This is a genomic window from Methylopila jiangsuensis (assembly GCF_027922305.1).
Lineage (GTDB): Bacteria > Pseudomonadota > Alphaproteobacteria > Rhizobiales > Methylopilaceae > Methylopila > Methylopila jiangsuensis.
This window is the reverse complement of sequence record NZ_BSFK01000005.1, coordinates 608139-628781: the sequence shown is the minus strand read 5'-3', so window position 1 is coordinate 628781 and position 20643 is coordinate 608139. Positions and strand designations below refer to the sequence as shown.

At 70.5% G+C, this 20643-nt stretch carries 19 protein-coding genes; 14 read left to right on the top strand and 5 right to left on the bottom strand.

Going from position 1 to position 20643, the window contains the following annotated elements:
* Nucleotides 1-18 precede the first annotated feature (18 nt).
* The 6 genes from PKE85_RS04450 to era all read left to right on the top strand — a co-directional run bounded on the left by PKE85_RS04450 (nucleotide 19) and on the right by era (nucleotide 5890).
* Entirely contained in the window at nucleotides 19-2232 is a 2214-nt protein-coding gene (locus PKE85_RS04450; RefSeq protein ID WP_271203575.1) for a RelA/SpoT family protein, read from the top strand.
* Nucleotides 2233-2245: 13 nt separating this feature from the next.
* On the top strand, nucleotides 2246-3001 hold the full coding sequence (locus PKE85_RS04445) for a pyridoxine 5'-phosphate synthase (protein ID WP_271203574.1): 756 nt from the start codon (nucleotides 2246-2248) through the stop codon (nucleotides 2999-3001).
* Complete coding sequence (gene acpS / locus PKE85_RS04440; RefSeq protein WP_271203573.1) at nucleotides 2998-3399, top strand: holo-ACP synthase; 402 nt, start codon at nucleotides 2998-3000, stop codon at nucleotides 3397-3399. The genes PKE85_RS04445 and acpS overlap by 4 nt, the downstream gene beginning before the upstream one ends.
* A 97-nt stretch (nucleotides 3400-3496) precedes the next feature.
* Nucleotides 3497-4249 carry a signal peptidase I gene (gene lepB, locus PKE85_RS04435; protein WP_271203572.1) on the top strand — a complete coding sequence of 251 codons (753 nt, stop codon included), beginning with the start codon at nucleotides 3497-3499 and terminating at the stop codon, nucleotides 4247-4249.
* The gene (rnc, locus tag PKE85_RS04430; protein ID WP_271203571.1) at nucleotides 4246-4962 is read left to right on the top strand and encodes a ribonuclease III; all 717 of its coding nucleotides are present in this window, start codon (nucleotides 4246-4248) and stop codon (nucleotides 4960-4962) included. Before lepB ends, rnc begins: the two co-directional genes overlap by 4 nt.
* Nucleotides 4955-5890, top strand: a complete 936-nt coding sequence (gene era, locus PKE85_RS04425) for a GTPase Era (protein WP_271203570.1) — start codon at nucleotides 4955-4957, stop codon at nucleotides 5888-5890. The genes rnc and era overlap by 8 nt, the downstream gene beginning before the upstream one ends.
* 36 nt (nucleotides 5891-5926) lie before the next feature.
* Here the strand turns inward: era and PKE85_RS04420 are convergent, their stop codons facing one another.
* Together PKE85_RS04420 and PKE85_RS04415 are read right to left on the bottom strand one after the other, a co-directional pair.
* A complete protein-coding gene (locus tag PKE85_RS04420; RefSeq protein ID WP_271203569.1) occupies nucleotides 5927-7003 on the bottom strand; it encodes a GGDEF domain-containing protein in 1077 nt (358 codons plus the stop codon).
* 159 nt (nucleotides 7004-7162) lie between these two features.
* Nucleotides 7163-8620, bottom strand: coding sequence for a DEAD/DEAH box helicase (locus PKE85_RS04415; RefSeq protein WP_271203568.1), 1458 nt, complete (start codon nucleotides 8618-8620; stop codon nucleotides 7163-7165).
* Between the two features lie 195 nt (nucleotides 8621-8815).
* Between PKE85_RS04415 and PKE85_RS04410 the strand changes: the two genes are divergently transcribed.
* On the top strand, nucleotides 8816-9511 hold the full coding sequence (locus PKE85_RS04410) for an alpha/beta hydrolase (RefSeq protein ID WP_271203567.1): 696 nt from the start codon (nucleotides 8816-8818) through the stop codon (nucleotides 9509-9511).
* Between the two features lie 9 nt (nucleotides 9512-9520).
* Here PKE85_RS04410 and PKE85_RS04405 read toward each other — a convergent pair whose 3' ends face one another.
* Nucleotides 9521-10684 carry an FAD-dependent monooxygenase gene (locus tag PKE85_RS04405; protein ID WP_271203566.1) on the bottom strand — a complete coding sequence of 388 codons (1164 nt, stop codon included), beginning with the start codon at nucleotides 10682-10684 and terminating at the stop codon, nucleotides 9521-9523.
* A 229-nt stretch (nucleotides 10685-10913) separates the two neighbouring features.
* Between PKE85_RS04405 and PKE85_RS04400 the strand changes: the two genes are divergently transcribed.
* The 7 genes from PKE85_RS04400 (at nucleotide 10914) to PKE85_RS04370 (ending at nucleotide 16632) form a co-directional block, all read left to right on the top strand.
* On the top strand, nucleotides 10914-11864 hold the full coding sequence (locus PKE85_RS04400; protein WP_271203565.1) for a hypothetical protein: 951 nt from the start codon (nucleotides 10914-10916) through the stop codon (nucleotides 11862-11864).
* A gap of 13 nt (nucleotides 11865-11877) precedes the next feature.
* Nucleotides 11878-12852 carry a quinone oxidoreductase family protein gene (locus PKE85_RS04395; protein WP_271203564.1) on the top strand — a complete coding sequence of 325 codons (975 nt, stop codon included), beginning with the start codon at nucleotides 11878-11880 and terminating at the stop codon, nucleotides 12850-12852.
* Nucleotides 12849-13316 (top strand): nucleoside deaminase, encoded by a 468-nt coding sequence (locus PKE85_RS04390; protein WP_271203563.1) that lies wholly within the window; start codon nucleotides 12849-12851, stop codon nucleotides 13314-13316. The genes PKE85_RS04395 and PKE85_RS04390 overlap by 4 nt, the downstream gene beginning before the upstream one ends.
* A gap of 67 nt (nucleotides 13317-13383) precedes the next feature.
* Entirely contained in the window at nucleotides 13384-13848 is a 465-nt protein-coding gene (locus PKE85_RS04385) for a type II toxin-antitoxin system RatA family toxin (protein ID WP_271203562.1), read from the top strand.
* On the top strand, nucleotides 13845-14834 hold the full coding sequence (gene thiL, locus PKE85_RS04380) for a thiamine-phosphate kinase (protein WP_271203561.1): 990 nt from the start codon (nucleotides 13845-13847) through the stop codon (nucleotides 14832-14834). The genes PKE85_RS04385 and thiL overlap by 4 nt, the downstream gene beginning before the upstream one ends.
* Nucleotides 14835-15001: 167 nt before the next feature.
* Nucleotides 15002-15382, top strand: coding sequence for a hypothetical protein (locus PKE85_RS04375; protein WP_271203560.1), 381 nt, complete (start codon nucleotides 15002-15004; stop codon nucleotides 15380-15382).
* On the top strand, nucleotides 15379-16632 hold the full coding sequence (locus PKE85_RS04370) for a molybdopterin molybdotransferase MoeA (protein ID WP_271203559.1): 1254 nt from the start codon (nucleotides 15379-15381) through the stop codon (nucleotides 16630-16632). The genes PKE85_RS04375 and PKE85_RS04370 overlap by 4 nt, the downstream gene beginning before the upstream one ends.
* A 171-nt stretch (nucleotides 16633-16803) precedes the next feature.
* Here PKE85_RS04370 and mdoH read toward each other — a convergent pair whose 3' ends face one another.
* Both mdoH and PKE85_RS04360 read right to left on the bottom strand, forming a co-directional pair.
* Nucleotides 16804-18990 (bottom strand): glucans biosynthesis glucosyltransferase MdoH, encoded by a 2187-nt coding sequence (gene mdoH, locus PKE85_RS04365; RefSeq protein WP_271203558.1) that lies wholly within the window; start codon nucleotides 18988-18990, stop codon nucleotides 16804-16806.
* Nucleotides 18978-20522: an OpgD/OpgG family glucan biosynthesis protein gene (locus PKE85_RS04360; protein WP_271203557.1), complete on the bottom strand. Its 1545-nt coding sequence runs from the start codon at nucleotides 20520-20522 to the stop codon at nucleotides 18978-18980. Before PKE85_RS04360 ends, mdoH begins: the two co-directional genes overlap by 13 nt.
* Nucleotides 20523-20643: the final 121 nt, after the last annotated feature.

The following is a 20643-nucleotide window of genomic DNA, read 5'->3' as shown; positions in this document are numbered from 1 at the left end:
CGTCCGGCGTGCCTTGACATGATGCGGCAGTACGAGCTCGTCGAGCGCGTCAAAGCCTACAATCCCAACGCTGACGAGGCGTTGCTGAACCGCGGCTACGTCTACGCCATGAAGGCGCACGGCGCGCAGAAGCGCGCCTCGGGCGATCCCTATTTCTCCCATCCGCTGGAGGTGGCGGCGATTCTCACCGAGCTGCGGCTCGACGACGCCACCATCGTCGCGGCGCTGCTGCACGACACGATCGAGGACACCGACGCCACCCGCGACGAGCTGGACGCGCTGTTTGGCCGCCAGATCGGCGCGCTGGTGGACGGGCTGACCAAGCTCAAGAAGCTCGATCTCGTCACCAAGGAGGCGGCGCAGGCGGAGAACCTGCGCAAGCTGCTGCTCGCCATCGCCGACGACGTGCGGGTGCTGCTGGTGAAGCTCGCCGACCGGCTGCACAACATGCGCACGCTGCATTTCGTGCCGCCGGCCAAGCGCGCCCGAATCGCGCAGGAGACCGTGGAGCTTTACGCCCCGCTCGCGGGCCGCATGGGCATGCAGGGCATGCGCGACGAGCTGGACGATATCTGCTTCCGCACCCTCTACCCGGACGCCTACGCCACCATCGTCGACCGGCTGAACGCCCTGCGCGAGCGCAGCGTCGACTCCATCGCCGACATCCAGCGCGCCTTCGAGGAGCGCTTCGCCGCCGCCGGCATGGACGTGCAGATCACCGGCCGGGCCAAGAAGCCCTATTCGATCTGGCGCAAGATGGAGCGCAAGTCGGTCGCGTTCGAGCAGCTGTCCGACATCTTCGGCTTCCGCGTCATCGCGCCCGACGTGCCGAACTGCTACCGGGCGCTCGGCGTGCTGCATTCCGGCTGGCCCACGGTGCCGGGCCGGTTCAAGGACTACATCTCCACGCCGAAGGAGAACGACTACCGCTCGCTCCACACCACCATCGTGGGGCCGGGCCACCAGCGCGTGGAGCTGCAGATCCGCACCGAGGCCATGCAGCGCTTCGCCGAATACGGCATCGCGGCGCACGCGCTCTACAAGGACGGACTCGGCGGCAACAACGACGCGCTGGCGCGGGAGAGCCGCGCCTACGGCTGGCTGCGGCGCACGGTGGAGCTGCTGGCGGAGGGCGACAATCCGGAGGAGTTCCTCGAGCACACCAAGCTCGAGCTGTTCAACGATCAGGTGTTCTGCTTCACGCCCAAGGGCCGCCTGATCGCGCTGCCCCGTGGCGCGACGCCGATCGACTTCGCCTACGCCGTCCACACCAATGTGGGCAACGGCTGCGTCGGCGCGAAGATCAACGGCAAGACCGAATCGCTGGTGGTGGAGCTGAAGAACGGCGACGAAGTGGAGATCATCCGCTCCGACGCCCAGACGCCGCCCGCCGCCTGGGAGGCGGTGGTGGTCACCGGCAAGGCCCGCGCGGCGATCCGGCGCGCCACCCGCGCCGCGGTGCGGGCGCAGTACGCCGGCCTCGGCCGCCAGATCGTCCAGCGCGCCTTCGAGCGCAACGGCAAGGCGTTCACCGACGAAAAGCTGAAGATGTCGCTGCACCGGCTGGCGCGCGTCAGCATCGACGACGTGCTGGCGGCGGTCGGGCGCGGCGAGATGCATTCGCTCGACGTGGTGCGCGCGGTGTACCCGGAGGTGCAGGACGAGCGGCCCCAGACCTCGCTCGGGCTGCCGGCGCCGGCCAACGGCTGGTTCGGACTGGAGCATGCGGGCGCGCTGCGCTTCAAGGCGCCCGGCGTGGAGCCCGCGGACGGGCCCCAGCCCTCGATTCCGATCCGCGGCCTGCGCGGCGATCTGCCCGTGCGCTTCGCCCCCGACGGCGGCGCCGTGCCGGGCGACCGCATCGTCGGCATTCTCGATCCGGGGCAGGGCATCACCATCTACCCGATCCAGTCTCCGGCGCTGAAGGAGCACGACGACCATCCCGAACGCTGGCTGGACGTGCGCTGGGACGTGGATCTGGCGAAGCGCGAGCGCTTCCCCGTCCGCATCGTGGTGACCTCCATCAACGAGCCGGGGTCGCTGGCCCGCATCACCCAGATCATCGGCGCCTATGAGGCGAACATCGACGACGTGCGCATGATCTCGCGCTCGCCGGACTTCCACGACATCGTGTTCGATCTCGGCGTGTATGACGTGAAGCATCTGGGCGCCATCATCGCCGACTTGCGCCAGGCGCCGGTGGTGAGCAACGTCCAGCGCGTCAATGGCTGAAGAAGAGTTCGATATGGCGGGACTGATCAGGCTCGGGGTCAACATCGACCACGTCGCGACCGTGCGGAACGCCCGCGGCGGCGCCCATCCCGATCCCGTGCGCTTCGCGAAGCTCGCGGCGGAGGCGGGCGCGGACGGAATCACGGCGCATCTGCGCGAGGACCGCCGCCACATCCGGGACGCGGACATCGACCGGCTGCGCGCCGAGGTGGACCGTCCGCTCAATCTCGAGATGGCGGCGACGCCCGAAATGCTTGCGATCGCGCTCCGGGTGAAGCCGCACGCGGCCTGCCTCGTGCCCGAGAAGCGCGAGGAGCGCACCACCGAAGGCGGGCTCGACGTGGTCGGCCAGAAGGCCGCGATCGCGCCTGTGGTGAAGGAGCTCGCCGCCGAGGGCGTGCGCGTCTCGCTGTTCGTGGAGGCCGACGAGGCCGCGCTGGAGCAGTCCGCGCTGCTGGGCGCCGCGGTCGTGGAGCTGCACACCGGCACGTGGTGCGAGGCTCTTGTGGCCGGCGCGCACGGCGAGGCGGCGCGGGAGTTCGCCCGGCTCGCCGCCGGCGCCCGGCTTGCGGCCCGGCTCGGGCTCGAGGTGCATGCGGGCCACGGGCTCGATTACGCCTCCGCGCGGACGCTCGCCGCGCTGCCGGAGATCGCGGAGTTCAACATAGGCCATTTCCTGATCGGCGAGGCCATCGCCGTCGGGCTGCCGGAGACCATCCGCCTCATGAAGGCCGCCATGGCCGAAGGGCGGGAGGCGCGCGCGGCGTGATCCTGGGCGTCGGCACCGATCTCTGCGACATCCGCCGCATCGAGCGTTCCATCGAGCGGTTCGGCGAACGCTTCCTTGAGCGCGTGTTCACGGAGACCGAGCGGGCGAGGGCGCAGGCGCACAAGGCGCCCGCCGCGGCCTACGCCAAGCGCTTCGCCGCCAAGGAGGCCTGCGCCAAGGCGCTCGGCTGCGGATTCGGCCAGCATGCGGCCTGGCGGGAGATCGGCGTCGAGAACGACGCCGCCGGCCGGCCGGCGCTGGCGCTCACCGGCGCGGCGCGCGAGACGCTTGAGCGCCTGACGCCGCCCGGCCACGCCGCGCGTCTCACCGTGTCGCTGAGCGACGAGCCGCCGCTCGCGGTCGCCTTCGTGGTCATCAGCGCGGAGCCGGTCGCGTGAGCCGGCGCCTGAACCTTTGGGCGTCGATTGCCGTTTGCGGCGCTGGAGAGTATCACGGCCACCGATCCGGCCCGCGGCCGCCCCAGACGGAAAAGCGATGAGCGTGACCACCGACAAGAAGCAGGGCGCCGACGGCGGGTTTGTCGAGATCATCAAGATCGTCGTGCAGGCGCTGCTGATCGCGGTCGCCATCCGCACGGTGCTGTTCCAGCCGTTCAACATCCCGTCGAGCTCGATGGAGAAGACGCTGCTGGTGGGCGACTACCTGTTCGTCTCCAAATACGCCTACGGCTACAGCCGCCATTCGCTGCCCTTCAGCCCGCCGCTCGGCCATGGGCGCATCTTCGGCTCCGTGCCGAAGCGGGGCGACGTCGTGGTGTTCAAGCTGCCGACGGACAATTCCACCGACTACATCAAGCGCGTGATCGGACTGCCCGGCGACCGCATCCAGATGATGGACGGCGTGCTGTTCATCAACGAGAAGGCGGTGCCGAAGCAGCGCATCGAGGATTACGTCGAGGGCTCCGGCGGCCAGACCCGCCGCATCCCCCGCTACCGCGAGACGCTGGACAACGGCGTGTCCTACGAGGTGCTGGACCTCGTGGAGAACGGCTTCCTCGACAACACGCCGGTCTACACCGTGCCGGACGGCCATCTGTTCATGATGGGCGACAACCGGGACAACTCCACCGACAGCCGCGTGCAGTCGGCGGTGGGCTACGTGCCGATGGAAAATCTGGTCGGACGCGCCGAGGTGCTGTTCTTCTCCGTCGACAAGGCTCCGGCCTGGGCCGTGTGGCAGTGGCCGTGGTCCGTGCGCTGGGGCCGCATCGGCATGTCGTTGCGATGAGGAAGCGAGCGATCGCCCATGCGGAGGTCGAGACGCGGATCGGGCATGTCTTCGCGGATCGCGCGCTGCTCGAACGGGCGCTGACCCACATCAGCGCCGCCACCTCCTCCGAGGGGCGGCTCGGCAGCTACCAGCGGCTGGAGTTTCTGGGCGACCGGGTGCTGGGGCTCGCGGTCGCCAGCATGCTGATCGAGGCGTTTCCCACCTCCGACGAGGGCGAACTCTCGCGCCGCCTCGCGGAGCTGGTGCGGGCGGAGGCCTGCGCGGAGGTCGCCGGCGCCATGGATCTGGCGCCCTTCATCCGGCTCGGGCCCGGCGAGCAGGGCTCGGGCGGGCGGCGCAAGATCGCGATTCTGGCGGACGTGTGCGAGGCGGTGGTCGGCGCCGTCCATCTCGACGGCGGCTATGAGAAAGCGGCGGCGCTGGTGGACCGGTTCTGGCGGCCGCGCATGCTGGCGCCCCGGCGCCCCTTGCGGGACGCCAAGACCGAGCTGCAGGAATGGGCGCAGGGGCGGGGCCTCGCCACGCCGCTCTATCAGGAAATCGAGCGTTCGGGTCCGGACCACAACCCGCATTTCCGCGTGGCAGTGATGGTGGACGGGCTGGGCGAGGGACTGGGCGCGGGCCGTTCCAAGCGCGCGGCGGAGCAGGATGCGGCGCGGGCGCTGCTGGCGCGCGCGGGCGTCGCGATCGAGGGACGAGAGCATGTCTGACACGTCATCGCACGAGGTGGTTCAGCCGGAAGGCGAAACCCGCTGCGGCTTCGTGGCGCTGGTCGGCGCGCCGAACGCCGGCAAGTCCACGCTGCTGAACGCGCTGGTCGGGGCCAAGGTCTCCATCGTCAGCCACAAGGTCCAAACCACCCGCGCGCTGGTGCGCGGCCTGGTGATCGCGGACAACGCGCAGATCGTGTTCGTGGACACGCCCGGCATCTTCGCGCCCAAGCGGCGGCTCGACCGAGCCATGGTCACCACCGCCTGGGGCGGCGCCGGCGATGCGGATCTGGTCGGCCTGCTGATCGACGCCCGCAAAGGGCTCGACGACGACAACCTTGCGATCCTCGACAAGCTCGGCGAAACCGGCCGGCGCAAGGTGCTGATCCTCAACAAGATCGACACCGTGCGCCGCGACACGCTGCTGGCGCTGGCGCAGGAGGCCGCCGCCCGCACGCCGTTCGAGCGCGTGTTCATGGTCTCGGCGCTGACCGGCGACGGCGTTCAGGACCTGATCGCCTATTTCGCCGAGGAGATGCCGGCGGGGCCGTGGCTCTATCCCGCCGACGACATCTCCGACCTGCCGCTGCGGGCGCTCGCGGCGGAGATCACCCGCGAGAAGCTGTTCGCCCGCCTGCACGACGAACTGCCCTACGCCTCCACCGTGGAGACCGAGAAGTGGGAGGTCCGGCCCGACGGCTCCGCCCGCGTGGAGCAGACGATCTATGTGGAGCGGGAGAGCCAGAAGCGCATCGTCATCGGCAAGGGCGGCCAGACGGTGAAGGACATCTCCATGCAGGCGCGCAAGGAAATTTCCGAGATCGCCGAGACCACCGTGCACCTGTTCCTGTTCGTGAAGGTGCGCGAGAACTGGGGCGACGATCCCGAGCGCTACCGGGAAATGGGGCTGGAGTTCCCGCGCGGCTGACTGTGAGTCCGGCCGGCGTCCTGCGCCGGCTGTCTCTCAGGCGATGATCCTGATGTTGGCGACGTCGTCGTTGCGCGCGAGCGCGTCGGTTTCGGCCACCACCAGATTGCGGCCGTTGCGCTTGGCGGCGTAGAGGCAGCGGTCGGCGCGGTCGATGACGGTCTGGCCCGTGTCGCCGCTGCGCCAGGTCGCGACGCCCACCGACACCGTGACCCGGCCGAGATGCTCGCCGGTGGAGCGTTTCACCAGATCCTTGGTCATCACGGCCCGCCGGACGCGCTCGGCCACCGCGATCGCGCTGTTGACGTCGGCGTCCCCCAGCACGATGGCGAACTCCTCGCCGCCGAACCGCGCCGCCAGATCCTGCGTCTTCACGTTCTGCTTCAGCGACAGCGCCACCAGCCGCAGCACCTGATCGCCGGTGAGGTGGCCGAAGGTGTCGTTGAAGGTCTTGAAGTGGTCGATGTCGATCACGAGCACGGAAAACGGCCTGCCGTCCGCCGCGTCCTTGAGCGCCCGATCGAGGGTGCTCTCGAGGAACTTGCGGTTGGCGAGGCCGGTCAGCGGATCGGTGAGAGACTCCACGCGGACCAGCTCAAGCGCATGATGCAGCTCCTGCATCTCGTCCTGGGCCTCTCCCAGGCGACGCTCCAGCTCCACCGTCTTCGAGACGGTGGCGTTGGTGGCGGCGAGCAGGCTCTGCGCCAGGGCCTCGAGAGGCCCTCCTGCGGAGCCCATGCGCCGCGCCCGCTCGCTGATGCTTTCGAGCTTCTGGACGTAATCGATGGTGTTCCCGCGCGCGTCCTTGAGGATGCCCGCCACCTGGACGATCTCGTCCAGAATGCGCGAGCCCACATGGTCGACCCGATCGGAGAGCCGCAGCGGGGAGAGATAGGTCTCGTAGAGACTGTCGAGTTCGTCCTCGGTGATCGTGGGCGAACGCTCCAGCGCCTCGTTGATCGCGCGGTTGAGCGCGGCGTTGTAGCCGGTGGCGTAGGTGTACCAGAGTTCGTAGTTGCGCGGCAGGGCGGGGTGGCGATGCGCCCGGAGACGGCGCACCGCGGCGTCGCAGAAAATCAGCGTACGCTCGTAATCGGTCGCGTTGCGCCGCATGCAGCCTTGGCCCCCGCCGGCTTCCCGCGCCGCCGATCCTGATGGACCGACCTGCGGCTCCCCAAGTGATAAGAAAACAGTAAGGGAGTTAAGTTCCGGTTAAGGCGGCGCAGCGTATCCGAAAACCCAAGTATAAAGCTGATCGTCTGAATAGAACGATCAGCTCCGTTTGGCGCGGATCGGGCGAGCCAAGAAGGCCGGCAGATGCTCGCCGAATCCAACGCTGGCGTTATCGGCATCGTCCGGGGCGCGGCGCCCTCGCGGCGCGACGTCCGGCGTCGGTTTCGCCGGCGCCGGCTGAACGGCGACCTTTGTCCGGGCTTCCGTTTTCGGCGGGCTGGACTTCGAATCTGCAGCGCTTCGGCCCTTGCGGGCGCCGTCCTTGGGCGCGACCTGCGCGACCGTCTTCTCGGCGGGCTCGTCCTTGCGGCGAGCGCCGCCGCTGCGCCGGCGACCCGACGATCGGGAGCCGTCCGAAAGCGCCTCGCCGGAGAGCGCGTCGCCCTGCCAGGCGATCTTGGCGTTGGTCAGCTTCTCGATGGCGTCCAGATGCTTGCCGTCCGAAGGCGCGACCAGGGTGATGGCCACGCCGGTGCGGCCGGCGCGGCCCGTGCGGCCGATGCGGTGAACGTAGTCCTCGGGGTGGATCGGCACGTCGTAGTTGATGACGTGGCTCACGTCCGGAATGTCGAGGCCGCGGGCGGCCACGTCGCTCGCCACCAGCAGGTCCACGTCGCCGACCTTGAAGCTTTCGAGCGCCGCCATGCGGGCGCGCTGGTCCATGTCGCCATGCAGCGCCGCGACCCGGAAGCCGTGCTTGTCCAGCGACTTCTGCACCACCGAAATGTCCCGCTTACGGTTGCAGAACACGATGGCGTTCTTGAAGTTCTCCTGATCCTGAGCCACGTGGCGCAAGGTTTCGCGCTTGGCGGCCGGATCGTCCTCGGTCGCCACGAGAAGCTGGGTGATCGAGGCGTTGGCGGAGGAGGCGCGGGCCACCTCGACGCGCTCCGGATCGCGCAGGAACTGCTGGGTCAGGCGCTGGATTTCCGGCGGCATGGTGGCCGAGAAGAACAGCGTCTGGCGCGACGGCGGGATCAGCTTGCAGATGCGCTCGATGTCCGGGATGAAACCCATGTCGAGCATGCGGTCCGCCTCGTCGATGACGAGGATCTCGATGCCGGTCAGGAGCAAACGGCCGCGCTCGAAATGGTCCAGCAGACGACCGGGAGTCGCGATCAGCACGTCGACGCCGCGGGTGAGCTTGGCGTCCTGATCGCCGAACGAGACGCCGCCGATCAGCAGCGCCATGGAGATCTTGTGGTTCTGGCCGTAGCGGACGAAGTTTTCCTCGACCTGGGCGGCGAGTTCGCGCGTCGGCTCAAGGATGAGCGTGCGCGGCATGCGCGCCCGGGCGCGGCCCTGCTCCAGCTTGGTCAGCATCGGCAGCGTGAAGGACGCCGTCTTTCCGGTTCCAGTCTGGGCGATGCCCAGAACGTCGCGCCCGGCGAGCACATGCGGAATGGCGCCGGCCTGAATCGGCGTCGGCTGGGTGTAGCCGGACGCCTCGACGGCGGCGAGCACCTTCGGGCTCAGTCCGAGTTCGGAAAAGGTCATGTCGTCCTTGGAAATCGAAATCGAGTCTGGCGGAATCGGACCTGAGGCGCGAAACGCGCCGTCGCAGGAAAACGCCATCGTTCACCGCGACTTGCGATCTGTGGCGGAGATGCGGCATCTAGGCTGTTTTGTCAATCTCTGTGGCGGCGCGATCTGGCCTGCGCGCCGTTTCATCGCGGCGGAGGAGCAGGAATCATGGCGGAAGAACTGCCGGTCGTCTTCGTTCCCGGCCTCGGTTGCACGGCGCGACTGTTCGCGCATCAGATCGCATCGCTTGGGGAACGGCGATGCCGCGTCGCCGACCACGCCCGCCACGACGCGATCGGCGCCATCGCGGAGTCCGTGCTGGCGGAGGCGCCGGAGCGCTTCGCGCTGGTCGGGCTCTCCATGGGCGGCTACGTGGCGTTCGAAATCCTGCGCCGGGCACCCGACCGGGTGGCGCGTCTCGCGCTGCTGGACACCACCGCCGAGCCCGACACGGAGGAGGGCCGGGCCCGCCGCCGCACGCTGATCGCGGCCGCGCGGAAGAACAAGCTCGGCTCGATCCATCAGGCCACCTTCGCCCGCTATGTGGACCTCACGCGGGAAGGGGACGCGGCGCTTGAGGCGCTGGTGCGGGAGATGCTGTTCGAGACCGGCGCTCCCGCTTTCGCCCGCCAGATGACGGCGATCCTGACCCGGCCGGAGCAGGCCTCCGTGCTGCCGGGCCTCCGCTGCCCGACGCTGGTGCTTGTGGGCGAAAACGATCTTCCGACGCCGCCGGAGCACGCACGCCGGATGGCCGCGGCCATTCCTGACGCGCGGCTCGTGGTCCTGCCGGGCGTCGGGCATCTGTCGGCGATCGAGGCGCCGGAGGCGGTGAGCGCGGAACTGGTCGCGTTTCTGGGCTGAGGCCGCGCGTTACCCGCCGACGCCCTGCCGCATCACGAAGCGGCGCAGCGGGCCGATAGCCGCGAGCGCCGTGAGGCCGATCCCCCGCGCCAGATGCACGGGCGGCGCGACGCTGAGCAGCGAGCGGTTGAGCAGGTCGGTGGCGAGCGTGCGGCTGTGGACGTCGCCGGCCCGGTCGCGCTCATAGCCGGCCATCGCCCCGGCGTCGCCGGGGTCACGCCCCTCGGCGCGGGCGAGCGCCGTCTGGCGAGCCGCCGCCGCCGCGTCCCGCACCCCGAGATTGAGCCCCTGCGCGCCGATCGGCGGCAGAACGTGGCCGGCTTCCCCCACCAGCAGCGTGCGCCGCGCCGCGAGCCGCGTCGCGGAGCCCACCTCCACCGGGAACGCGCCGATGGGGCCGGCGAGCCGGATGTCGCCCAGGAGGCGCCCGGTGCGGCGCGTCAGCTCCGCTGCGAAGGTCGTGGGCGCTTCGGCGCGCAGGGCTTCCGCCCGTTCCGGCGTCACCACCCACACCACACTGGAGGCGAAGCCGCCCGGCATGGGCACCAGCACGCAGGGGCCTTCCTCGCACTGGAATTCGGTGGAGACGTCGTGGTGGCCTGAGCTGTGGGCGATGGAGAAGGCCAGCGCGGTCTGGTTCTGGGGCGTCAGGTCGAGCGCGATCCGCGCCGCCTCCCGCAGCAGCGAGCGGCGGCCGTCGGCGGCGATCGCGAGTTGCGACGCCACCGCGCCGCCCTCGTGCCGGATGACGACCGCGTCCGGGCCGGGCCGGCTCTCCAGCGCCGGGCTCTCGATGCGACTGAGGCCCGGCTCGGCCTCGGCCGCCCGCTCCAGCGCGGCCACCAGCGCCACGTTGGGCACGTTCCAGCCGAAGGCCTCCAGCCCGAGTTCGGCCGAGTCGAAGGTCACCTCCGGCGTGCGGATCAGCCGGCGGCCGCCGTCCACGATCCGGAGCTTGCGCAACGGCGCCGAGGCGTCCGCCACCTCGGCCCAGACCCCGGCTTCGCGCAGGATCGCAATGGAGCGGTCCAGCAGGGCGGTGGTGCGGGAATCCGGCTGCGCCTTGGGCGCGATCAGCGTCGTGCGCGCGCCGGTCCGCGCTGTGAGCAGGGCGGCCAGCAGGCCGGCGGGGCCGGCGCCCACCACCGTCACGTCGCTCGTCGTCTCCGTCATGTCCGGCTCCTGTGATCGGCGGCACCATAGCGCGCCGGGCGCCGGACGCCACCGCGACGGCATCGTGATCGCCGCCGATGCGGGACGCGACCTTGAGGCGGCGGCGGGCGGGGCTATTTCGCTTCGCGCGCCGCCATGGGTCCTGATCTTGCCCGCCGCGCCGCCCCGTGCCACCGCTGTCCGGGGCCGGCTTCACGCCGGTCCCCCGTCCGTTCAGAGGGTTCCCCGCATGCGTCGAACGCTTCTTCTCACCGCCGCGCTGGCGGGACTTCTCTCGGCCGCGCCGGCCTTCGCCGACGATCTGGTCCGGGCGCGGGTCGACAATCTGAGCCACCCGACCAAATGCGCCGAGTTCGACAACGTCTATTTCACGCTCACCAATCCGGGCGTGCGCGCGTTCCGCATCGAGGTGACGCCGCCGGTCTATCTCGCCGATCTCAAGACCGACGACACCGCGCCGAACTTCGACCATTGCGAGGCCATGAAGGACGACCCGAAGTTCAAGTTCGAGCCGAAGAAGCTGACGCTTTACGAGGACGCCGACACCCGCATTCTCGGCTTCACCCATGAGGTGTCCTGGCGGGCCAGGGGCGCCGAGGTGGTGATCGGCGACGTGGACGAGCGCGATATCCACCTGGTCCAGGTGCAGAAGAAGGTCGGCGACACATTCCAGGAATACCTCGTCGTCTATCCGTTCGATGGCTACTGGCGCGCCAAGCCGATTCCGCCGGAGCGCTTCCCGGAAGCGGCCTACGGCACGTCGTTCCTTCTCGGCCCGATCGAGGAGCAGCACCGCCCGATCGTGGACATCGACCGCATCGAGATCGACGGCAAGAACCTCGTCTTCAAGCTGAAGTTCGCGCGCGGCGGGACCGGCGAGCTGAAGGTGGAGAAAGCCGAGCGCGACGGCGTCGGCCTCGCGGTGAAGCTGGACGGCCTCCCGGCGGCCTCGGACAAGCAGGCGCCCTTCGCCGGCATCCGCTCCATGTTCGTGACCCCCGACAACGCCGATACCGCCCGCGTGGTGTGGCGCATGGACGGGGGGCTGTTCACGGAGAACGTGATGGACTTTAAGTCCACCTCGACGGACGACGTGCGCTTCGATCGCGTCGAGCTGTCGAAGCACAACACCAGCGCGCCGGACGTGAGCTTCCGCGGCTTCCGCGGCGCAGCCGAGTGAGGAGGGCCGGTCCATGGCCAAAGCGATCCGCGTCAACGCCGCCGGCGGCCCCGAGGCGCTGAGCTTCGAGGACATCCACATCCCAGCGCCGAAGGCCAACGAGGCGCACATCCGCCACACGGCGATCGGCGTGAACTTCATCGACGTCTACCAGCGCACCGGGCTCTATCCCGTGCCGGCGCCCTTCACGCTCGGACTGGAAGGCGCGGGCGTGGTGGTGGCGGTGGGCGAGGGCGTCACCGATCTCGCCCCCGGCGACCGGGTGGCCTATGCGGGCGGCCCCAACGGCGGCTACGCCACCGAGCGGGTGATCGCGGCCGACAAGCTGGTGAAGCTGCCGGAGGGCGTCAGCGACGAGGTCGCGGCCGCGGCCATGCTCAAGGGCCTCACCGCCCAGATTTTGCTGCGCCGGGTGTTCCGCGTCGGGCCCGAGCACACGATCCTGTTCCACGCCGCCGCCGGCGGCGTCGGCCAGATCGCGACTCAGTGGGCGAACCATCTCGGCGCCACCGTGATCGGCACCGCCGGCGGACCGGAAAAGGTGGCGCTCGCCAAGTCCAGGGGATGCGCCCATGTCATCGACTACCGCACCGAGGATTTCGTCGCCCGCGTCGCCGAACTGACGCATGAGAAGAAGGCGGACGTGGTCTACGACTCGGTCGGCAAGGACACGTTCCCCGGCTCGCTCGACTGCCTGAAGCCCCACGGGCTGTGGGTCAGCTTCGGCCAGTCTTCGGGCGTCGTGCCAGATTTCCCCATCGGCCTGCTCGGCCAGAAGGGCTCGCTGTTCGCGACCCGGGCGAGCGTATTCAACTATGTGGGCACCCGGCCGGAGCTGCTGGCGGCGGCGGAGGACCTGTTTTCGGTCATCGCCTCCGGCGCGGTGACGGTGGACATCGGCGCCAGCTATCGCTTGAGCGAAGCGGCCGAGGCCCATCGGGCGCTGGAGAGCCGCGCCACCACCGGCTCCACGATCCTGATCCCATGACCGAGCTGGAGCTTCTTCGGCGCGCGGCGGAGCTGTCGCGCGTCCACAGTCTGGCGGGCGAGGGCGCGCCCTTCGGGGCGATCGTCGCCACGCCGGACGGAGAGATCGTGGCGGAAGGCTGGAACGAGACCTTCGCCGCCAACGACCCGACGGCGCATGCGGAGGTGGTCGTCATCCGCCGCGCGGCCCAGGCGCTCGGCCGTTTCGACCTGTCCGGCCACGTGATCTACGCCTCCTGCGAGCCGTGCCCCATGTGCCTCGGCGCCATCTTCTGGGCCCGGCTCGACCGGGTGGTGTTCGCCAACAGCCGGGACGACGCCGCCCGTTTCGGCTTCGACGACGCCGCGCTCTACGAGGAGGTGGCCCGCCCGCTGGACCGCCGCCGCATCCGCTGCGAGCACGTTCCGCTCGACGACGCGCTCGCCGTGTTCGGAGAATGGGCCCGCCGGGCTGGCCCCGCGTGAGGCGACAAGCGGGCGGCGAGCCCCTATATGGCTTGAGTTCCTTCCGCGCCTGACGCTCACGAGACCGATGCCGAGCTTCCGCACCTCCCGCCGCGTGTCCCATTCCGCCGACGAGATGTTCGACCTCGTGGCCGACGTGGAGAAATATCCGCTGTTCCTGCCGCTGTGCGAGGCGCTGAAGGTGCGCTCCCGGACGGAGGGCGACCAGCGGCCGGTGCTGATCGCCGACATGACGGTGGCGTACAAGGTGTTCCGCGAGACCTTCACCAGCAAGGTGACGCTCGACCGCGAGACGCGGACCATCACCGTCGCCTATCTCGACGGCCCGTTCAGCCATCTGGAGAACCGCTGGTCGTTCGAGCCTCGGCCCGAGGGCGGCTGCGAGGTGCGGTTCTTCATCGACTGGGAGCTGCGCAGCCGCACCCTGTCCATGCTGGTGGGCGCCGCCTTCGAACGGGTGTTCCGCCGCTACGCCGAGGCCTTCGAGCAGCGCGCCGACCGGGTCTACGGCGTGAAGCCGGCGCTGGCGTGAGCGGCCGGCTGGACGAATTCGGGCTCATCGCCCGCTATTTCCGCCCGCTCGCCACCGCGCCGGGGGCGGCGGGCCTCACCGACGACGCCGCCACCATTCCCCACGCCTTCGGCAAGGAGCTGGTGGTCACCACCGACGCGGTGGTGGCGGGCGTGCATTTCTTCCCCGACGATCCCGCTGACGCCGTGGCGCGCAAGGCGCTGCGGGTGAACCTGTCCGACCTCGCCGCCAAGGGCGCCCGGCCCACGGGCTATCTGGTCACGCTCGCCCTGCCGGACGTGTGGGACGAGGACTGGCTCGAAGCCTTCTCCGAAGGCCTCGCCATCGACCAGGAGGAGTTCGGCGTCTCGCTGCTCGGCGGCGACACGGTGCGCTCTCCCGGCGGGCTCGTCATCTCCATCACCGCCTTCGGCCACGCGGCGGAGGGCCATGTGCCCCGCCGGGACGGCGCCGCGCCGGGGCAGCGGCTCTACGTCACCGGCACCATCGGCGACGCCGCGCTCGGCCTGATGCTGCGGCAGGACGAACGGCTCGGCCGGCTGTGGGACCTGAGCCGCGCCGAGAAGGAGGCGCTGCTCGACCGCTACCTGCTGCCCGAGCCGCGGGTGGCGCTGGCAAGCGTGGTGGGCGCCTATGGAACGGCCTCCATGGACGTGTCGGACGGGCTGATCGGCGACGTGCGCAAGCTCGCGGAGGCCTCCCGCGTGGGCGCGGTGATCGACGCGGTGCGGGTGCCGCTGTCCTCGGGCGTGGCGCGCGCCGCCCGGCTCGATCCTCCGGCGCTCGGCTCCGCGCTCACCGGCGGCGACGACTACGAGATCCTGCTCGCCATCGACCCGGAGGACGCGGAGGCCTTCGAGGCCGAGGCGATCTCGCTCGGCGTGCGGGTGGCGGACATCGGCGTGCTCACCGAAGGCTCGGCCGTGCGCGTGGAGCGCCACGGCCGGGAGATGATCTTCCAGCGCGGGAGCTGGAACCACTTCTAGCCTCCGGCGCGCCGCCCCCGCGCAAAGCCCGGCGCCGCACGCGCCATTTGAGATCGCCGGGCGAACCCTGTATGCCGCGCAGACGGGGCCCGCTTAAGCGCCTGAGATCGCGAGGTTCGCCGGCGCTTTTCGTCCCCCTTTCCGTCCACCCTCTTCCTGTGGGCTCCATGGCCGGCGCGACGCTTGATTTCGACGACTGGGTGAAGGCCGAATTCGCTCGAGGCGGAGCCTTCACGGCGCTGACCGTGCTGGTGGAGATATCCGAGCGCGACGCGGCGCCGGTGGCCTCCACCTTCTTTCACGTCATCGGCGACGAGGTGGAGTGGACTGCGGTGCGCCGCATGTTCGCCACCGCCCCCGGCGCGTGGGACGGCGCGGCGTTCTTCATCGGGCGCTCCTCCGCCGGCGGGCCGCTGGAGGAGCCGCTGGCGCGGATCGAGCTGCGGCGTATGGAGGCCATGATCGACGACGACCGTCTGGCGCTGAACGAGGGCGCCTTCTTCGACCGACGGGGCCGGCGCATGCGCATCGACGAGACCGACGCGTGACCGACGCGGCGTTCACCGACATCTGCGCCGATCCCGGCCTGCTCGACATCGAGAGCGCGCGGGCGCAGGCGGCGGCGCTGGTCGGCGGGCCGGTGGGCGTTGAGGAGCTTGCGTTCGCGGAGCTGCGCGGCCGGGTGCTGGCCGGGCCGGTGGCGAGCCCGACGCCGCTGCCGCCGTTCGATCATTCCGCCATGGACGGTTACGCCGTGGCCGATCCCGCCCGCCTGCGCCATGTGCTGCGCGGGCGGCTCGCCGCGGGCTCGGAGGGCCTGCGCGACGCGCTCGCGCCCGGCGAGGCGGTGCGCATCTTCACCGGCGCGCCGCTGCCGCCCGGCGCCCGCGCCGTGGTGATGCAGGAGCGGGTGACGCGAGAGGGCGACGACATCACGCTTCGCGCGGCGCTGGAGGAGGGGGCCAACGTGCGCCGCCGGGGCGAGGACGTGGCGGAGGGCGACGTGCTGGTTCCGGCTGGCGCGGCGATGGACGGTCGTCACCTCGCCATTCTGGCGGCGGCGGGCGTCAGCCGCGCCCTGGTCCGGCGTCGCGTGGTGGTGGGGCTGCTCTCCACCGGCGATGAACTCACCGAAGCCGGCGCGCCGCTCCGGCCCGGCCGCATCTACGACGCCAACCGCCCCATGCTGGCGGGCATCCTCGCCCGGCCGGCCTACGACGTCGTGGACCTCGGCGTCGGCCCGGACGAGCCCGAGGCCCTGACGGCGCTGCTCGAACAGGCCGGCGCGCGCTGCGACGTGATCGTGACCAGCGGCGCCACCTCCGTCGGCGACGAGGACCATCTCGCGGGCGCCGTCGCCGCGGCGGGCGGAACGCTCGGCCTCGCCAGGGTGGCGATCAAGCCGGGCAAGCCCATCGTCGCCGGCCGGGTGGGGCGGGCGGCGCTGGTTGGGCTGCCGGGCAACCCGTTCGCCGCGCTCGTGGGCCACATGCTGATCGGACGCGTGGTCCTGGAGCGGCTCGCGGGCGTCGAGGCGCGTCCGCTGCGTCCGCTGTCCGTGGAGGCGGGCTTCGCCCAGAAGGGGCCCGGAGGCCGCACGGAGTTCGCGCCTGCGGTGCTGGACGGCGTGGGACCCGGCGGGCTGCCTCGGGTGAGGAAGCTCGGCCGCGGCGGCTCCGCCCGGCTCGCGCCCCTGATCGCTGCGGAGGGGCTCGCGGTCATTCCCGCCGGACGGGCGGAGGTGCGCGAGGGCGACCTGATCGGCTTCCTGTCCTTCGAAGCGGCGCTTGAGGTCTGACGGGGCGGGCCAAAAAAAAAGCCGCCCGGGGCGCGGGCGGCTGGGGATTGAAGAGAGTTCAGTTACGGGGTCGGAAAACGCCCGCGGAGGGTTTACGCCGGTTAGAACGCCGCCTCCGCGGGAAGGTTCCGTTCGCACGAACTTTTTCTACGAAGCGCCCGGTCGGACGGATCATGGCCGATCGCCCGCCTCCGCCGCCGGCAGGCGCGCCAGCAGATCGAGCAAAGCGCGGTCGTGCAGCACGATGGCGCGCTCCTTCGGCGTCAGCCAGCTCTGCGCTTCGGCCAGCGTCTCCGCCTCGGACAGCTTGGCGCCGGCGATGACCCGGTCGGCCTCGATCGCGCCGCGGGGGCGGCGGGGCGCCGGAGGCAGCATGCGCTCATGCGCCTCGAAGAAGGCGGGATCGGCGTGCAGCGCCGCGAGCCCGTCCACGTTGTCGGAGCCCGCCTCCGCCAGCTTGCGGCCGCTCTCGCGGGCGAGCGCCGCGATCTCCGGCGTTTTGGTCTCCTCGGGAATCAGCAGCAGGCCGAGTCGCTTCAGCGCGAGGCCCGAGCCCAGATGGCCGGAGAGCCACGACAGCGGGATCGCCATCAGCAGGCCCGCGATGGTGGGCGACATCCAGCCCGCAAGCGACGGCGCGATCATCAGCGCGGTGATCAACGTCACCACGCCGAGCGCGGTGTGCCAGCGGTGCCGGCGCACGATGTCGGAGAAGGGGATCGAGCCGTCGTCGCGCCGCTGGGGGTTCCAGCCGGTGGCCTGACCCAGCAGGATCTGGAACACCGAGCCGGACTGCACCAGCATCATCACCGGCGCGATCAGCGACGACATGATGATCTCGATCACCGCCGAGACGATGATGCGGATGAAGCCGCCGCCCGCGCGCCGGGCCGGGCCGTCCATCAGGTGGATGATCAGGCCGAACAGCTTGGGCGCGATCAGGATCGCCATGGTGGCGCCGAACAGCTGAAGCGCGCGTTCGGCGTCGAAGCGCGGCCAGGCCGGGAACAGCGAGAACTCGTCGGTGAAGTATTCCGGCCGGATGAAGTTCGCCTGCAGGGCGAGCGCGAGGCCGCAGAGCAGCATGAACATCCAGAACGGCGAGGCCAGATAGGAGAAGATGCCGTTCAGGAAGTGGTGCCGGGACAGCGGATGCAGGCCGCGGGTGGTGAGCAGGGCCGAATGCTGCAGGTTGCCCTGGCACCAGCGCCGGTCGCGCTGGCCCACGTCGATCAGCGACGGCGGGCTCTCCTCGTAGGAGCCTTCGATCCGGGGCAGCATGTAGACCGCCCAGCCCTTGCGGCGGATCAGCGCCGCCTCCACGAAGTCGTGGGACAGGATCAGCCCGCCGAAGGGCGGCTTGCCGGGCAGGTCCGGCAGGCCGGCGCCTTCCGCGAAGGCCTGCACGCGGATGATGGCGTTGTGGCCCCAGTAGTTGCCGTCGCGGCCGTACCAGACCGAGATGCCGGCGGCGATCACCGGCCCGTAGACCCGGCTCGCGAACTGCTGCAGCCGGGCGAACAGCGTGTTGCGGTTGATGACCAGCGGCAGGGTCTGGATGATGCCGGCGTCCGGGTCGTTCTCCATGGCGGAGGCGAGCGCGATCACCGCATGGCCGGTCATCAGGCTGTCGGCGTCGAAGATCAGCATATGATCATACGCGCCGCCCCAGCGGACGACGAAGTCCTCGATGTTGCCGGCCTTGCGGCGGTGGTTCTTGGCGCGGTGGCGGTAATAGAGGTTGATGTCCGGCCCGAGCTGCGCGCGCAGCAGCAGGAACGCCTTCTCCTCCGCGATCCACACGTCGGGATCGGTGGTGTCGGAGAGCAGGAAGTAGTCGAAATGCGGGTTGAAGCCGAGGCGGCGGATGTCCTCGGCGACCGCGCCCACCGCGCCGAACACCCGGCTCGGCTGCTCGTTGTAGATCGGCATCACCACCGCGGTGCGGGACGACAGCGTGGCCGGCAGCTCCGGCTGCTTCAGCGCCGCGCGGCCGAACAGGGCGCCGAAACCCACGATGGAGCTGGCGAAGGCGAGCGCGATCCAGGAGAAATTGACCACGAACAGGACGAGCAGCGCCCATTCGAGAACGGTGACGCCGCCGACCTCGACCACCCGGTACATCTGCGAGGCGCCGATGACGACGGTGGCGAGCGTGACCGCCGCCACCACGAGCCGGCTGAAGACGGGCGTCCGCCAGCCGGCGGGGTTCGCGAGCGGCCGGACCTGATCCTTCGACCAGCTCTTCAGCGGCTGGGCCGGCATCTCCAGCGGCCGTTCGGGCGGCAGCGCGGGCGTGAAGGGCGTTTCGGGCGCGGCGGCCCGGAGCGGTTCGGCGTCCGTCGTCATGCGGTCCATCGATACAGCCAGGTCTCGCTGACCGGCTTTCCGTCGGCTTCAAGCACCATGCGCAGCTCGCTCAGCTCCTCGTTGCCAGGATCAAGGTCGAAGGTGACGCGGTAGCCTTTGATCTCGGGATTGTGGCGGCCTTGCGGATCGCGGATCTGGCCGACCGTCGCGCTCACCATGGGGCGGATCTGCGCGGCCCGGTTCGGGTCGGCCACGGCGTCGCCTGCGAAATCCACCACGAAGCGGCGCCGCCGCCCGCCGGCCGCGCCGCAATAGGTGCCCGCGCACACCGCGCCCGCGGGCCGGTCGGGCGGCGTCCAGCACCAGTGCAGGCGATAGGCGCGGGAGAAACGCTCGCCCGGCTTCAACGGGGCCTTGGGCCGCCAGTAGCAGTAGATGTTCTCGTTGACGTCGGACTCGGTCGGGATCTCGAGCAGCTGGAACTGGCCCTCGTCCCAGTCGCCGATCGGCTCCACCCAGGCGCTCGGCATGCGGTCGTAGCGGCGGTTGAGGTCGTTGTAGGCCGGAAAGGCGCGCTGCCGCTGCAGCAGGCCGAAGCCGCGGGGATTTCTGTCCGTGAACACGCTGATCTGAAGCTCGGTCGGGTTGGACAGCGGACGCCAGATCCATTCGCCGCCGCCGTTCCAGATCTGCAGGCCCTCGGAACGGTGCGCCCGGCCGCGGACGTCATCGACGCCGGCGCGGTCGTTCGGGCCGAAATAGAACGTGGAGGTCATGGGCGCCACGCCCACATGGCCAAGCTCCTCCCGCGGGAACAGCGTGAACTCCACGTCGACTACGGTGATCTCGCCCGGCCGCAGCGTCAGGCGGTAGGCGCCGGTCACCCGGCGGCTGTCGAGCAGGGCGTAGACCTCCAGCGTGTTGGCGGCGGCCTGCGGACGCTCCACCCAGAGAGCGCGGAACAGCGGGAACTCCTCGCCGTTGGGCTCGCCGGTGTCGATGGCGAGGCCGCGGGCGGAGGCGCCGAACACCTGGCCCCGCGCCAGAGCGCGGAAGATGGCGCCGCCCTGGAACTGGGCGAACTCCCGGAGCGCGCCTTGCGCGTCGATGGCGGCGCTCGCGGAGATGCCGGAGAACGGGAACGGCCTGTCCGCGGGCGGCGGGGGGGCGCGCCCGAAGTCGAACCACGAGGCGTCGTTCGGCGCCGGCCGGACCTTGCCGTCCTCGATCAGGGAGACGCGCACCGGCGAGCGGTAGATCCAGCCGCCCGGCAGCAGGTCCACGGTGACGCCGCGATTGTCCTGCGCCCAGATGGAGCGGCCGGGCGCGGTCCTGATGGAGCGGAACACGTCCTGCGCCAGATCGGCGTAGCCGTTGGGAAGCTGGCTCGCCGGCGCCTCATAGGGCCGGGTCGACAGCAGGCGCGCGGTCTCGTCCAGCGCCTCCCGCGAGAACGGCGCGTTCTCCGCGAACAGGTCCGGCGGAGGCGGCGGCGCGTCGGGCTTCGGCGCGTCCTGCGCGCGGGCCGTGGCGATCATGGGCGCGGCGAGCGCGCCTGCGAGGAAGCTGCGACGGTTCATGGGCGATGAAAGACACGGGCGTCACCGCCCGTCTGAGAGCCATTCGACATTGAGACGAGGCCTGAATAATGCTGCAGACAGGGATGATTTCCAATGCGCCGGCGCCGAAATATCGCTCACG

What these genes read in the sequence shown, in the direction of transcription:
- PKE85_RS04450 (WP_271203575.1), top strand. Translation starts at nt 19, where the DNA reads ATGATGCGGCAGTACGAGCTCGTCGAGCGCGTCAAAGCCTACAATCCC.
- PKE85_RS04445 (WP_271203574.1), top strand. Translation starts at nt 2,246, where the DNA reads ATGGCGGGACTGATCAGGCTCGGGGTCAACATCGACCACGTCGCGACC.
- lepB (WP_271203572.1), top strand. Translation starts at nt 3,497, where the DNA reads ATGAGCGTGACCACCGACAAGAAGCAGGGCGCCGACGGCGGGTTTGTC.
- rnc (WP_271203571.1), top strand. Translation starts at nt 4,246, where the DNA reads ATGAGGAAGCGAGCGATCGCCCATGCGGAGGTCGAGACGCGGATCGGG.
- era (WP_271203570.1), top strand. Translation starts at nt 4,955, where the DNA reads ATGTCTGACACGTCATCGCACGAGGTGGTTCAGCCGGAAGGCGAAACC.
- PKE85_RS04420 (WP_271203569.1), bottom strand. Translation starts at nt 7,003, where the DNA reads ATGCGGCGCAACGCGACCGATTACGAGCGTACGCTGATTTTCTGCGAC.
- PKE85_RS04415 (WP_271203568.1), bottom strand. Translation starts at nt 8,620, where the DNA reads ATGACCTTTTCCGAACTCGGACTGAGCCCGAAGGTGCTCGCCGCCGTC.
- PKE85_RS04410 (WP_271203567.1), top strand. Translation starts at nt 8,816, where the DNA reads ATGGCGGAAGAACTGCCGGTCGTCTTCGTTCCCGGCCTCGGTTGCACG.
- PKE85_RS04405 (WP_271203566.1), bottom strand. Translation starts at nt 10,684, where the DNA reads ATGACGGAGACGACGAGCGACGTGACGGTGGTGGGCGCCGGCCCCGCC.
- PKE85_RS04400 (WP_271203565.1), top strand. Translation starts at nt 10,914, where the DNA reads ATGCGTCGAACGCTTCTTCTCACCGCCGCGCTGGCGGGACTTCTCTCG.
- PKE85_RS04395 (WP_271203564.1), top strand. Translation starts at nt 11,878, where the DNA reads ATGGCCAAAGCGATCCGCGTCAACGCCGCCGGCGGCCCCGAGGCGCTG.
- PKE85_RS04390 (WP_271203563.1), top strand. Translation starts at nt 12,849, where the DNA reads ATGACCGAGCTGGAGCTTCTTCGGCGCGCGGCGGAGCTGTCGCGCGTC.
- PKE85_RS04385 (WP_271203562.1), top strand. Translation starts at nt 13,384, where the DNA reads ATGCCGAGCTTCCGCACCTCCCGCCGCGTGTCCCATTCCGCCGACGAG.
- PKE85_RS04375 (WP_271203560.1), top strand. Translation starts at nt 15,002, where the DNA reads ATGGCCGGCGCGACGCTTGATTTCGACGACTGGGTGAAGGCCGAATTC.
- mdoH (WP_271203558.1), bottom strand. Translation starts at nt 18,990, where the DNA reads ATGGACCGCATGACGACGGACGCCGAACCGCTCCGGGCCGCCGCGCCC.
- PKE85_RS04360 (WP_271203557.1), bottom strand. Translation starts at nt 20,522, where the DNA reads ATGAACCGTCGCAGCTTCCTCGCAGGCGCGCTCGCCGCGCCCATGATC.